Source organism: Streptomyces sp. TBY4, assembly GCF_024213195.1.
In the GTDB taxonomy this organism is placed as follows: domain Bacteria; phylum Actinomycetota; class Actinomycetes; order Streptomycetales; family Streptomycetaceae; genus Streptomyces.
In genome coordinates this window covers 132979-145782 of record NZ_JANAVF010000002.1, presented here as the reverse complement: position 1 = coordinate 145782, position 12804 = coordinate 132979, and the positions used below count along the sequence as shown (strand labels likewise).

13 protein-coding genes are annotated in these 12804 nt (G+C 74.4%); 5 read left to right on the top strand and 8 right to left on the bottom strand.

Annotated features, from left to right (window positions below; genetic code table 11):
• The first annotated feature begins 101 nt into the window (after positions 1-101).
• Both NLX94_RS04980 and NLX94_RS04975 read left to right on the top strand, forming a co-directional pair.
• Positions 102-788 carry a uracil-DNA glycosylase gene (locus NLX94_RS04980; RefSeq protein ID WP_254381347.1) on the top strand — a complete coding sequence of 229 codons (687 nt, stop codon included), beginning with the start codon at positions 102-104 and terminating at the stop codon, positions 786-788.
• 109 nt (positions 789-897) lie between these two features.
• On the top strand, positions 898-1812 hold the full coding sequence (locus NLX94_RS04975; protein ID WP_254381346.1) for a sirohydrochlorin chelatase: 915 nt from the start codon (positions 898-900) through the stop codon (positions 1810-1812).
• A 109-nt stretch (positions 1813-1921) separates the two neighbouring features.
• Here NLX94_RS04975 and NLX94_RS04970 read toward each other — a convergent pair whose 3' ends face one another.
• The 3 genes from NLX94_RS04970 to NLX94_RS04960 all read right to left on the bottom strand — a co-directional run bounded on the left by NLX94_RS04970 (position 1922) and on the right by NLX94_RS04960 (position 4716).
• Positions 1922-2989, bottom strand: coding sequence for a lactonase family protein (locus NLX94_RS04970; RefSeq protein WP_254381861.1), 1068 nt, complete (start codon positions 2987-2989; stop codon positions 1922-1924).
• A 76-nt stretch (positions 2990-3065) separates the two neighbouring features.
• Positions 3066-4223: a nitric oxide synthase oxygenase gene (locus NLX94_RS04965; RefSeq protein WP_254381345.1), complete on the bottom strand. Its 1158-nt coding sequence runs from the start codon at positions 4221-4223 to the stop codon at positions 3066-3068.
• A 208-nt stretch (positions 4224-4431) separates the two neighbouring features.
• Positions 4432-4716, bottom strand: a complete 285-nt coding sequence (locus NLX94_RS04960; RefSeq protein ID WP_254381344.1) for a hypothetical protein — start codon at positions 4714-4716, stop codon at positions 4432-4434.
• A gap of 135 nt (positions 4717-4851) precedes the next feature.
• On the opposite strand from NLX94_RS04960, the gene NLX94_RS04955 reads away from it, so the two are divergent.
• Positions 4852-5877 carry a LuxR family transcriptional regulator gene (locus NLX94_RS04955; protein ID WP_254381343.1) on the top strand — a complete coding sequence of 342 codons (1026 nt, stop codon included), beginning with the start codon at positions 4852-4854 and terminating at the stop codon, positions 5875-5877.
• Here the strand turns inward: NLX94_RS04955 and NLX94_RS04950 are convergent.
• The 4 genes from NLX94_RS04950 to NLX94_RS04935 all read right to left on the bottom strand — a co-directional run bounded on the left by NLX94_RS04950 (position 5851) and on the right by NLX94_RS04935 (position 10327).
• Positions 5851-7359 carry an FUSC family protein gene (locus NLX94_RS04950; protein WP_254381860.1) on the bottom strand — a complete coding sequence of 503 codons (1509 nt, stop codon included), beginning with the start codon at positions 7357-7359 and terminating at the stop codon, positions 5851-5853. The two genes, NLX94_RS04955 and NLX94_RS04950, sit on opposite strands and share 27 nt — an antisense overlap.
• Before the next feature lie 263 nt (positions 7360-7622).
• Positions 7623-8051: a universal stress protein gene (locus tag NLX94_RS04945; RefSeq protein ID WP_254381342.1), complete on the bottom strand. Its 429-nt coding sequence runs from the start codon at positions 8049-8051 to the stop codon at positions 7623-7625.
• 29 nt (positions 8052-8080) lie between these two features.
• Positions 8081-9610, bottom strand: a complete 1530-nt coding sequence (locus NLX94_RS04940; protein ID WP_254381341.1) for an APC family permease — start codon at positions 9608-9610, stop codon at positions 8081-8083.
• Between the two features lie 123 nt (positions 9611-9733).
• The gene (locus NLX94_RS04935) at positions 9734-10327 is read right to left on the bottom strand and encodes a histidine phosphatase family protein (RefSeq protein WP_254381340.1); all 594 of its coding nucleotides are present in this window, start codon (positions 10325-10327) and stop codon (positions 9734-9736) included.
• A 70-nt stretch (positions 10328-10397) separates the two neighbouring features.
• Here NLX94_RS04935 and NLX94_RS04930 point away from each other — a divergent pair, with 70 nt between their 5' ends.
• Together NLX94_RS04930 and NLX94_RS04925 are read left to right on the top strand one after the other, a co-directional pair.
• Positions 10398-11129 (top strand): YoaK family protein, encoded by a 732-nt coding sequence (locus NLX94_RS04930; RefSeq protein ID WP_254381339.1) that lies wholly within the window; start codon positions 10398-10400, stop codon positions 11127-11129.
• Positions 11130-11216: 87 nt separating this feature from the next.
• Complete coding sequence (locus tag NLX94_RS04925) at positions 11217-11816, top strand: RNA polymerase sigma factor (RefSeq protein WP_254381338.1); 600 nt, start codon at positions 11217-11219, stop codon at positions 11814-11816.
• Here NLX94_RS04925 and NLX94_RS04920 read toward each other — a convergent pair.
• Entirely contained in the window at positions 11704-12777 is a 1074-nt protein-coding gene (locus tag NLX94_RS04920) for a MerR family transcriptional regulator (protein ID WP_254381337.1), read from the bottom strand. The genes NLX94_RS04925 and NLX94_RS04920 overlap by 113 nt on opposite strands.
• Positions 12778-12804: the final 27 nt, after the last annotated feature.

Sequence of the window (12804 nt, the reverse complement as noted above, 5' to 3'; positions counted from 1 at the left end):
GATATCGAAGCGACAACGGAAGGCCGGTGGGGTGCCGCGCTCCCCTCGCGGGCCCGGAGCGTGGCACCGGGCAGCGGACTGGGCCAGTAGAGTGATCGATCGTGGCAGCACGACCGTTGAACGAGATCGTCGAGCCGGGCTGGGCCCGTGCTCTGGAGCCGGTGGCGGCGCAGATCGCCGCGATGGGCGACTTCCTGCGCGCGGAGATCGCGGCGGGCAGGACCTACGTACCCGCGGGGGCGAACGTGCTGCGCGCGTTCCAACAGCCCTTCGACGAGGTGAAGGTGCTGATCGTCGGGCAGGATCCCTACCCGACGCCGGGGCACGCGATCGGCCTCTCCTTCTCCGTGGCCCCCGAGGTCAGCCCGTGGCCCCCGAGCCTCGACAACATCTTCCGCGAACTGCACGCCGATCTCGGCACGGGCCGGCCCCGGAACGGTGATCTGACCCCGTGGACCCGGCAGGGCGTCCTGCTGCTGAACCGCTCGCTCACCACCGCCCCGCGCAAGCCCAACGCCCACCGGGGCAAGGGCTGGGAGGCGGTGACCGAGCAGGCCATCCGCGCGCTCGCGGCCCGCGGCAAGCCCCTGGTGTCGGTGCTGTGGGGGCGCGAGGCGCGCAACCTCCGGCCGCTGCTGGGCGATCTGCCGGCCGTGGAGTCGGTGCACCCCTCCCCCATGTCCGCGGACAACGGGTTCTTCGGCTCCAGGCCGTTCAGCAGGACCAACGACCTGCTGGTCCGCCAGGGCGCGCAGCCCGTGGACTGGCGGCTCCCCGCCGCGGGGTGACCGAAGGGCTGAACGGTATCTGACATTCCTCGGATAAATACGGACAGATGCCGCCGGAGAAGGCCCTGCCCGAACACCCTGTTTCGATAAACCAGTAGCATGCGGCGCCATGAGCTCCCCCACTGGGCCCGCAAATGGCCTGCCCGTACGAATGCCGCGACCCCGCCAGACCGGACGGCACCGCCGGCCCGAGCCCGCGGTGGCGCCCGAGGGCGCGCCCGCGCTGGTGCTCGCCGTGCCCGGTGCCCCCTCGGCCTCCTCGCGGGGGATCGCGGAAGAGATCATCAGCATCGGCCGCTCCGAGCTGCCCGGCCTCGACGCCCGGGTCGGTTTCCTCGACGGTGACGACGCCACCGAGTTCCCGTCCCTGTCGGGCGTGCTGACCGCCGTCGCCGAGGACCGTGCCGCGCGCGCGGAGTCCGCCCGCGCCGCCGGGCAGGAGGTGCCCGCGCCGACCGGCCCGGACGCCGTGGTCGTTCCCCTGCTGGCCGGCCCCGACGGGGATCTGCTGCGCCGCGTGCGCCAGGCCCTGATGGACTCCTCGGCCGCCGCCGAGCTCGCCGACCCGCTCGGCCCGCACCCGCTGCTCGCCGAGGGTCTGCACGTGCGGCTGTCCGAGGCCGGTCTCGCCCGCGCCGACCGGGCCAGGCTCTTCAGCGTCACCACGGCCGCCGACGGCATCGTCCTGGCCACCACCGGCGGCGAGGAGGCCGTGCAGGCCGCGGGCATCACCGGCATGCTGCTGGCCGCCCGCCTCGCGGTGCCGGTGATGGCCGCCGCGCTGGACGAGGAGGGTTCGGTGGCCGCCGTCGCCGACCAGCTGCGCCGCGAGGGTTCGACGCAGCTGGCGCTGGCCCCGTACCTGGTCGGCCCGGAGGCCGCCGAGGGACTCCTCGACACCGCCTGCAAGGAGGCCGGCTGCAGCGCCGCCGAGGTGCTCGGCGCGTACCCCGCGCTGGGCAAGCTGGCCGTGGCGCAGTACTCCGCCGCCCTCGGCATCCCGCAGGGCGCCGCCGCCCGCTGACGCCCCGGCTCATGCCGTACGTACGAGGGCCCGCGCCCCGGACCGTTCCGAATCGGACGAGCCGGGGCGCGGGCCCTCGTGCGTGCGGCCGGGACCGCTCAGCCGGGCCTCAGCTGAAGACCACGCAGGTGGCGGCCGGCACGGCCACCGAGCCGGCTCGGCGCGGCTCTCCTGTCTCCTGGTCCACCTCGAACCAGGTGACGTCGCCGGAGCGTTCGTTGGCCGCGTACAGCCGGCGACCCGACGGGTCGGCGGCGAGATCGCGCGGCCAGCTGCCCCCGCACGGCACGGTGGCCGTGAGCTGCGGCTTCTCCGCGCCGCCGGCGAGGGAGAGGGTGGCGATGGTGTCGGTTCCGCGGACGGCCGCCCAGACGAAACGGCCGTCGGAGGAGGCCACGACCGCCGAGGGATAGGGCCTGGCGGCCCCTGGAGCGCCCTTGGGGGCTACCGGAACCTCGGCGACCGGTTGCAGCTCGCCCGACTCCCCGTTCCAGCGGCAGACGGTCAGCTGCGGCTCCAGCTCGTGCAGGACGTAGACCACCTCGCCCGAGGGGTGGAAGGCGAGGTGCCGGGGGCCGGTCCCGGCGCGCAGCGCGGTCTCGGAGTGGAGCACCGGGGCTCCGGTGGCCGGGTCGAGCGCGCAGACCCGTACCGAGTCGGTGCCGAGGTCGACGCTGAGCACCCAGCGGCCGCCGGGGGCGGGGAGCACCTGGTGGGCGTGCGGGCCCTTCTGCCGCCCGGCGTCGGGGCCCGAGCCCTCGTGGGCCAGTACGGCGGCGGGCCCGCCGATCGAGCCGTCGGCGGCGAGCGGGAGGCTGCTGACGCTGCCGGAGGTGTAGTTGGCGGTCAGCAGCCTGCGCCCGGCCACGCTGAGGTGGGTGGGGCCGGAGCCGCCGACGCCGACGGCCGCTCCGAGGGGGACGAGCCCGACGGAGGTGGTCCAGAAGGCGCCCACGGCGCCCTGTTCGGCCTCGCTGACGGCGTAGAGCACGCCGGTGACGGGCTCGTGGGCCAGATACGAGGGGTCCGGGACGGCGTCCGTGGCCGAGAGCGGGGTCAGCGCCCCGGTGGCCGGATCCACGGCCGCGGTGGTGACACCGCGGCCGCCCCCCGAGGTGAACGAGCCGATCCAGGCCAGGTGTCCGCCGCCGTCGGCCGTACGGTCCGTACCGCCCACACCACTGTCCGCGTCGCCCACGGGAGGCCCCTCTCAGCCGTTCCGGATCCGGTCGTGAGCGACGGTACCAGGAGGTCTAGACCAAGTCCCGCCCTTGGGCCCGTTCCTGGGCGCCGGGGTGGTGGACGTAGGCGGTCGAGCTCGGCCGGTCCTCGTACGTGCGGTGGAAGACCGGGGTCGCCGATCCGGAGATGGGCGGCACGATCCAGGACCAGTCCGCGCCCACGTCACGGCCCTTGCGCTCCTCCTTCTCCAGGTGGGTCAGGAAGCGCCGGGACTCCGTGTGGTGGTCGGCGATGGTGACCTTGGCCCGGTCGAAGGAGTGCAGCACCGCCCGGTTGAGCTCGACGAGGGCGCGGTCCTTCCAGAGGGAACGGTCGCTGGCGGTGTCGAGGCCCATGCGGCGGGCGACCGCGGGCAGGAGGTTGTAGCGGTCGGTGTCGGCGAGGTTGCGGGCGCCGATCTCGGTGCCCATGTACCAGCCGTTGAAGGGCGCGGCCGGATAGTGGATGCCGCCGATCTCCAGGCACATGTTGGAGATCGCGGGTACGGCGTGCCAGCGCAGGCCCCAGTCCGACCAGCCGTCGCCGCCGGCCGCTCCGTCGGGGTGCTCGATGGGCACCTCCAGCACGGCGTCCTTCGGGACGTCGAACCAGCGGGGTTTGTCGTCGACCCCCTGCACGACCAGCGGAAGGAGGTCGAAGGGGGTGCCGGCGCCGCGGGACCAGCCCAGCGCGAGCAGGGCGCTGGTGAGCTCGGCGTTGCGGGCGTCGCCGACGGTTATCGAGGGGTGGTCGCCGTAGCCGGCGTACCGGACCAGCTGCTCGCTCCAGATGACCGGGCCGGGACGGTCCGGGGTGTCGGGGGCGAAGACCGTGATGGTGGGCCGGACCCGGCCGCCGTTGGTCGCCTCGCGCAGGTGCTCGAAGCACTCCTCGGCGATCCCGTCGGCGTCGGTGAGCCCGCGGCGGTCGCGGACGCGCAGCGAGTTCCAGTACAGCCTGCCTATGCAGCGGTTGCTGTTGCGCCACGCGACGCGGGCGCCGTGCTCCAGTTCCTCGGGAGTGTGCCGGTACGTGCCCGTCTCGGCGAGCTCGGCCCGTACGGCGGCGAGCCGCTCGCGCGGATCACCCGCGTCCGCACTGCCGGCTTGCTCCCTGTGGAACAGACGGATGAACTCCTCTGCCGCTTCCCACACCTGAGCGGTGCCGGCGCGCTGTTGAAGTATTTCCATTCCGGGCGGTTACCCCCTGTCCGACCAGGTCCACCCCGCGCGCCGCGTACGGGCGCCATGCCGGATGAATGTGCAATGAACAATCACCCGTTGTACACGCCGCAGGTCAGCGGCGTACGGAAGGCGCGCCCGGAACACTCCTCCGTGTGATCTTCATCGATCGGCCTGCGGACGGGACTTGGGCCGACGTACCATCCGCGAGGTCGGGTCAGAGGCGCGTCTCGTCGTGGACCACGCGGACCGCGACGGTGGCGGCGACCACCGCGGAGCGGGCGGAGCCCAGCGCCTCGCGGGCCGTCTCCAGGCCGCCCCCGCCGGAGAGCAGGGCCGCCGCGTCGGCGGCGCAGTCGATCAAGTGCAGGGCCACCCGGGCCAGTTGTCCGTCCGAGCCGTAGGCCTCGTCCATGGCCTTGCGCGCCCGCGCCAGCATGTCCAGCGCCTCGGTCGCTCCCGCCGGCGCAATCCCGTGCTCGGACCGATCGTCTCGCTTCACCGTCGCCACCCCCGCCACCGTCATGTGGGCCATTTCGCGATCACCAGGCAGGAAGGATCCTGCCGTTCCCCTCCCGCGCGGCCAACCGGCCGGGGCATCCTGATCTTGCATTGCCGGAACACGAAGGGGGCCCAGATGGACACCAACTCCGCACATCCCGACATCGACGGCTGCACGTCGGTCTGCGGCGACTGCGCGGCCGCCTACCGAAGGGCCTTACGGGAGGGCGGTTTATCGGGGACCGTTCCGGAGTGCCTGATCCGGTTCGGTCTGCTGCGGAAAGTGGAGGGCTCCGCCGAGCACCTCCCGGTACCGCCCTCGGTCGCCGCGATCACCCTCGCGCGGCCGATCAGGAGGGCCATCCTGGACCAGCGGGCCGCGCTCGACGCGCTGATCGCCTCCCTCTCCCCGATGGACGCCGTCTACCGGCACGAACGCCAGCGCCACAAGGCCCACGTGCAGCCGCTGGTCGGCCGCGAGGTGATCGCCACCGCCGTCCAGGGGGCCCTGGAGAGCTGCTCGGAGGAACTGCTCAGCGCACACCCCGAGGGCGGCCGCCCCTCCGGCGCGATGGCCGGCGTACTGCCCCGCGATCTCTCCCCGGCCGGCCGGGGAGTGCGTCAGCGCACGGTCTACGGCCACACGGTCCGCGCGCACGGCCCGACGCTCGCCCACATCGAGCGGATCACCCAGGAGGGCGCCGAGGTGCGGACGGCGGGCGAGAGGTTCGAGCGGCTGATCGTCTGCGACCGTTCGGCCGCGTTCATCGCGGTGCTCGCCGCGAACGGACAGGAGGCGTACGCCCTGGAAGTCCGCGAACCCGGCCTGATCCAGTTCCTCACGAAGACCTTCGAGGCCGTGTGGGAACGGGCGGTGCCCGTCGAGTTCGACACCACGGGACACCGCCCTCCCCGGCTCACCGACGAGATCCAGCAGGCGATCCTCGCCCTCATGGTGCGGGGCCACACCGACGAGGCCATCTCCAAACGGCTCGGTCTGAGCACCCGCACCATCGGCGCCCACATCAAACGTGCTTCGACCCGCTTCGGGAGCCGCAGCAGGGCCGAACTCGGCTTCAGTCTCGCGAGGGCCGGATTCCTCGACCCCGCGCGGGACCCGTCCGGGCCGCCGGGGTCAGGCGCCGACCAGCGGGGAGCGTGACGCGGTGCGCAGCGGGCCGTCGAGCTGCGCGAGGAGCCGCTCCAGACCGTGCAGATGCGCCAGCGCCGGTTCCGCGGCGACCCGTACGGGGTTCACCGCCGCGGCCGGCAGGCGCTCCGCCTCCGCGGCGCGTTCCGCCTCCGGCGTCAGCAGGGCCTCTACGGCGGCCTCCACGCGCCAGCACGCCGCCGCGAGGCGGGCGTCGTGGCTCGCGTCCGGGTCGGCCGCCACCGAGACCAGCCCGCGGACCTCCACGGCGCACTCGTCGAGCAGCGCGAGCACCCGGCGGGCCCGGGCCTTGCGGCCGCGGTAGGGGCTCAGCGGGTGGACGAGCGGAGCCAGGGAGAGCCGTACCCGGCTCAGGTACAGCTCCAGCTCCGCGGCGTGCGGCGCGGGGTCGGCGACCGGGGAGCCGGCGAGCCGGGCCGCGGCCTCGGCCGTGCAGGCGCGCACGCAGCGCAGGGCGCGCTGGATCCACATGTCGTTGGTGGCGTGGGTGGTCACCGGGAGCACCAGGATGACGGCCAGCCCGGCGCACACCGCGCCGACGGCCGTCTGCTCCAGGCGCAGCACGAGCAGACCCGGGTCGAGGACGCCCAGCAGTCCGTAGAGCAGTCCGGCCATCACGGTCACGGCCAGCATCATCCAGCTGTAGGACACGGCGGCGGTGTAGAAGATCCCGAAGACGCAGAGGGCCACCAGGACGGCCGTGGGCGCGGGCGCCCCGTCCAGCGGGATGGCGACCAGCAGGCCCGCGCCGATCCCGAACACCGTGCCGAGGACCCGGCGGAAGCCGCGGACCAGGGTCTCGCCGCGCGAGGCGGTGTTGACGAAGATCCACCAGGCGGTACCGACCGCCCAGTACCAGCGGTCCTCCGACAGGGTCTGGCCGATGCCCAGCGCGACCGCGCAGGCGGCGGTGGCCTGGAAGGCCTGGCGGGTGGTCGGCCGGGCCAGTCCGGTCCCGGGCGCCGCGGGCGGCACGGCGGCGGGCGGCACGGTCCGCTCGAGCGGCCACAGCACGAACCGCACCGCTCCGGCGGCCAGCAGGGCCAGGCCGACGGCCGCGTAGAGCTCGGGCAGCTGGGCGGGCCGGGCGTGCAGGAACTGGGTGACGAAGAAGTTCATGAACGCGAAGATCCCGAGGGCGTGGCCGCGCGCCCCCCACCTGCGGGCGTAGACGCCGGCGAACACCACGGCGACGAACACCGCGTCCCGGGCCAGCGGTACACCGTGCAGGGTGGTGGCCAGGGCCAGGACGGGGAAACCGGCGGCCGGCAGCAGGGCGGTGGTCACCCGCTGGGCGCGCACGGTGGAGTCGGTGACCGTGAAGAGGGCGAGCAGGGCCGCCAGTCCCCCGGTGATCGACGCTACGAGCGAGAGCCCGCAGAGCTCGGCCACGGCCACCGCGAGCGCGACGCCCATGACGGCCCGCAACGCGTTCCTGAGTCTTGCCCGCCCCGGATCCGGAGCCACGAACATCCTCTTCACGGCGGTGTGCCGCCCCCCTTGCGATGGAGCACGCCGGACCCGCGTCCGCCCGGGGGTGGTGGGCGGTGCACGGGCACGGCGAAGGCGCCACGGTCCGGAGCGGCCTCGTTGCCGTCCGGCGCTGCGTGGCGCCGTAGATACATGGATAGGACACAGATAAGCATCCGCAGGGGCATTGGCTCAACTCCGCACGCCCTGAATGAGCCATTGGCCCAGGATCCGACGGCGATCTTCGGCCAGGGGAAGACCAACGGTCAGGCCGCGGGGCCGTGCTCGGTCGGGACGCACAGCACCGGGACCGGGGAGAGGTGCAGGAGCTTGTGCGGGGTGGATCCGAGCAGGGCGCCGCGGATCGGGCTGTCGCCCCAGCTCCCCACGATGATCACCCGGGCGTCGTGCCGTTCGGCGGCGTCGAGCAGGGCCTGCGCCGGTTTCGCGTCGGCCACCTCGACCGTGGACGGCACTCCCGCCTCGTCGGCGGCCTCCACCGCCCGGGCGAGGGCGCTGCGGCCCGCCTCCCGTACGGCCTCCTGGTGCGCGCGGTACTCCTCGCCGGTGAGGCCCGGGGCGGCGGCCCCGTAGACGAGGACGAGCGGCTCTCCGAAGGCGGCGGCCACCTCCAGGGCCACGCGCAGGGCGCGCTCGGCGCCGGGCGACTCGTCGTACCCGAGGACGACGGACATCGGGGCTCCTCTCCGTACCCTCCGGCTTCTCAGCTCCGGGGCTTGCGTGCCGTGTGGACGAGGGCGGGGTCGGCGACTCCGCGCCGCTCCTGCCAGAAGCGGCCGTCCCTGATCCGCCAGAAGCACATGACGAGGACGCCGACGACGGCGATGCCGATCCCGATGACCAGCGGCGGGCCGAGCCCGAACCAGGAGACGCCGCTCGCCGAGTTCTCCGGGTCGGACATGTCGCCGACCGACTGCACGAGCAGCCAGGCCAGCAGACCGGCGCCGACCACCGGTCCGAGGCCGATCAGCAGGAAGTTGTGCGCGCTCTCCAGCAGATGGCGGCGGTAGTAGACGGCGCAGGCCAGGCCGGTGAGCGCGTAGTAGAAGGAGATCAGCAGGGACAGGGCGGTCAGGGAGTCCAGGAGGGCGTTCTCGCTGATCTGGTTGACGGCGAGGTACCAGGCGATGGCGATGCCCGCCACCCACCAGGTGCTCACGTCCGGGGTCCGGAACCGGGGGTGGATGTGCGAGAGGTGCGGCGGCAGCGCGTGCCGGCGGGCCATGGACAGCGCGGTGCGGGAGGCGGGGATGATCGTGGTCTGGGTGGAGGCGAGGGCGGAGGTGCAGACGGCGAGCAGGACCATCCAGTCCCAGCCGCCCATGACCTCGTGCGCGAGGACCGCGAAGACGGCCTCCTCCTCGCCGGCGTTCTCGGCGAGGAACTTCGTCCCGGCGTAGCCGACGACCGCGAAGCCGACGGAGAGGTACGTGACCAGCAGGACGACGGTGGACCAGATGCCGGCCTTGCCCGGTGCGGTGGCCGAGTTCTCGACCTCCTCCGTGAGGTTGACCGCCGACTCCCAGCCCCAGTAGATGAACACGCCGAGCAGCAGTCCGCCGGTGAGGGCGGCGCCGCCGGCGCCGAAGGGGTTGAGCCACTCGAGCGCGGGTCTGGTGCCGTCGAGGCTGCTGGTGCCGGCGTAGACGCGGTAGAGGGCGACCACGGCGAAGACCAGCAGGAAGAAGACCTGGGCGAGGATCAGGACGTCCTGGACCCGGGCCGACATCTCGGTGCCGATGACGCAGACGGCGGTCATGGCCAGGATCACGACGACGGTCAGGCCCTGGCGCAGGGCCTCGTTGGCCGCCCAGCTGTCGAGTCCGGCGGCGAGCAGTCCGAAGTGGACGGCCACGTCGGCCAGCGAGCCGATGACGAGGACGCCGGTCATCGCGATGGCCCAGCCGCCGAGCCAGCCCGCCCAGGGACCCATGGCGCGCGTCACCCACGAGAAGGTGGTCCCGCAGTCCTGGTCCACCTTGTTGAGGTAGTAGAAGGCGGCGGCGATCAGCAGCATCGGGACGAAGGAGGCCAGCATGACGCCGGGCGCGTAGATGCCCGCGAGCGCGACGATCGGCCCGATGACCGCGGCCAGGGAGTAGGCCGGCGAGGTCGAGTTCAGGCCGATGACGAGCGCGTCGAGGAAGCCGATCGCGTTGGCCTTGAGCCCGGGTTCCCCGGTGAGGGGATCAAGGGGCTCAGGTGGCACGCCGTCCGAGCCATGGTGGGCCATGTACGCATCGTCACGCAGACCCGGCCGGCGCGCGAGGCGGGAGGGGCGTACGGGGCCCCGGGCGCGGGGCGGAAGGGTCGTACGGGGCCCGGCACGCGGGGCGGGAGGGTCGGGGCGGGAGCTTCAGGGGCGGGTGTTCCAGCCCGCGACCACGGGGAGGCCGTGCTCCGTGGACAGCATGCTGAAGGTGCCCGTACGGAGCATGAAGAGGCGGCCCGCCTCGGGCGGCAGACCGAGGTAGCGGGCGGTCAGCACCCGCAGCAGGTGCGCGTGGGCCACCAGGACGACATTGCCCCGGTCGGCGCGCAGCACCTCGGCCGCGCGGGCGAGCACCCGGTCCGCGCGGGCGCCGACCTGGGCGGCGTTCTCGCCGGGGTGCTCCTGGTCGCCGGGCGGCACCCCGTCGGTCCACAGCGACCAGTCGGGGCGCTCGCGCAGGATCTCCGCCGTGGTGATGCCCTCGTAGCCGCCGTAGTCCCACTCGTACAGGTCGGGGTCGGTGACGGCGCCGGTCAGGCCGGCCAGCTGCGCGGTGGCTGCGGCCCTGCGCAGCGGGCTGGTCAGCACCAGGGCGGGGTGGCGGTCGCGGAAGTACGGGAAGAGCGAGATCGCCTCCTCGACCCCGCGCGGGGCCAGCGGGATGTCCGTGCGCCCGGTGTGCCGTCCGGTCGCGCTCCAGGCGGTCTCGCCGTGCCGCACCAGCAGAAGATCGCTCACCCTTCGGACCCTAGCCCCTGCGGCATGTCGGCGCCGGGCGAGCGGGCCGGAGCTGTCAGTGTCGGGGCCCATGAGCCCGGGTTCCCGTACGAAGCGGCTTCCGCTGACCCTCCTGCTGCTGGTGCTGACGGTGGTGACCGGGCTGATCGAGGCGGTCAGCCTGCTGGCGCTCGGGCCCGTCTTCACGGCGATGCAGTCGGGCAACGTGCTGTTCCTGGCCTTCGGCGTGGCCCACGCGGGCCCGGTGCCCGCGCTGGCGCCCGCCGTCTCGCTGTCCGCGTTCGTCCTGGGGGCGGTGTGCGGGGCCCGGCTGGAGGCCTTCGTGGAGGGCCGCGGCCGGCGCTGGTTCGTGACCGGGCTGTCGGCCGAGGCGGTCCTGATCCTGGCCGCAGCGGCCGCCGGATGGGGACTGGCGCCCCATTTCGGGGCTCCCGGCGCCCGGGAGCTGCTGGTCTCGGCGACCCTGTCGCTGGCGATGGGGATCCGGAACGTGACGAGCCTGCGGGTGAACCTGGCCGGGGTGCCGACCACCCTGGTGACCCGCTCGCTGACCGCCTTCCTCGGCGGCTCGGTCGTCGGGCGGGATCCCGCCTTCGGGTACGGGACCGCGGGCTGGCGCTGGGTGCGGCGGGCGGGGTCGGTCGGCGCGATGTTCGCGGGCGGCTTGGCCGGGGCGCTGCTCGTACGGACCGGCTGGTCGGTGGGGTGGCTGCTGCTGCCGGCCGCCGTACTGGTCCTGGCGGTGGCGCTGGTGTACCTGACCCAGCCGCTGATGCACCCCGGCGGGGAGGCGTCGCCCTAGGCGGCGCGGGCCGTGCGCCGCAGCACTGAAAACGATGCGGAAACGGTGCAAGTTGGCGGGCGGGGCCCCGCTCGCGAGGCTCGGGGCATGGACGACCTGGACGGCGCACGGCTGGCGGCGGGATTCGCGGCGGGCGACGAGGAGTGCGTGGCGGCGGTCTACCGGCGCTGGCGGCCCCTGGTGCACGCACTCGCGCGACGCGCGCTCGGTGACGAGCGGGAGGCCGAGGACGTGACCCAGCAGGTCTTCCTCGCCGCGTGGCGGGGCCGCGGCGGCTACCGGCCCGGGCCCGGCGGCCTCGGCGCCTGGCTCACCGGCATCACCCGGCACAAGGTGGCCGACGCCCTGGAGGCCCGCACCCGGCGGGCCCGGGCGGTCGCGGCCGCCGCGCGCGTCTGCGCCCAGGTCCGGCCGGAGCCGGAGCCGGGACCGGAGCGGGCCGTGGAACGGGTGCTGCTGCTCGGCGAGCTGGCCCGGCTGCCGTCGGCACAGCAGCGGGTGCTGCGGCTCGCCTTCTACGCGGACCTGACCCAGTCGCAGATCGCGGACCGGACCGGGCTCCCGCTGGGCACCGTCAAGAGCCACATGCGGCGGGCGCTGCACGTCCTGCGGCAGTCCCTGGAGCCTTCGCCGAAGCCCTCTCCGGAGCCCTCCCGGGCGTCTGGAGTCCTGCAACCGACTCGATGACGGCCAGCCCCGAGCGGAGCCCGAACAGCCGCTCCGTACCGAGGGGCTGGGCCGCTGAGCCGGCGCCCCAGCCGGGCCCGGCGAGCAGCAGCGCCGCGTGGCCGCGGGCGCCGCGCGGGCCCCACTCGATGCCCGCGACGGCCCGGGCGAGCGAGGTGTCCGCAGTCGTACGGGACTGCGCCCACAGGACCACCGCCCGCGGGCCCGTCCGCCGTACGGCCTCGCGCAGGGCGTCGACCGGCAGGGCCGCACCGAACATCCGTACCGGCAGGCCCCGTTCGCCGAGGGCGGCGGCCAGCGCCTCCATCGGCAGGCTGTGCTGCTCCCCGGGCGTGCAGGCCAGCAGCACGGGCGGGCCCGCGAGTTGATCCGGGGCGGGACGGATGCGGTGCAGGGCCGCGGAGACGTGCCAGGACAGCAGGTGCTCGACCTCGACGTAACGCTCCCCCGCCGAAGCCCACTTGCGGCCCACCGCGTGCAGGGTCGGCGCGATGACCTCTTCCCAGGCGGTGACCGGGCCCAGCTCCGCGAGCACGGCCGCCAGCAGGTCCTCCACGGCCGGTGCGTCCAGGCGTACGGCGGCCCGCGCGAGCCCCCTGCACTCCGGGCGGACGTCCCCGAGGCGCAGCGCGCGGGGCCCTCCGGGGCCCGGTGCGGCGGGATCGGCTGCGGGCTGCCCCGCCGGGGCGATTCCCCGGGCCACCCGGGCCGCCTCGGAGGGGGGTGCGCCCTGGGCGGTGAGGCGGCACATCAGCTCCAGCCGGGCGATGTCCTCGGGGGTCCAGCGCCGGTGGCGGCCGGTTTCGCGGCGGTCCGGGCCGATGGCGTAGCGGCGCTCCCAGGAGCGCAGCGTGGTCGGGGAGACGCCGAGGCGCCGGGCGACCGCCCCGGTGCCGAGGGCGACGGGCGGGGGTGGGGGCTGGGGCGGCTGCGGCTGCGGCTGCCGGGATTCGGGCTCCACCGTTCCACCGTACGGCGCGCCGGGCCC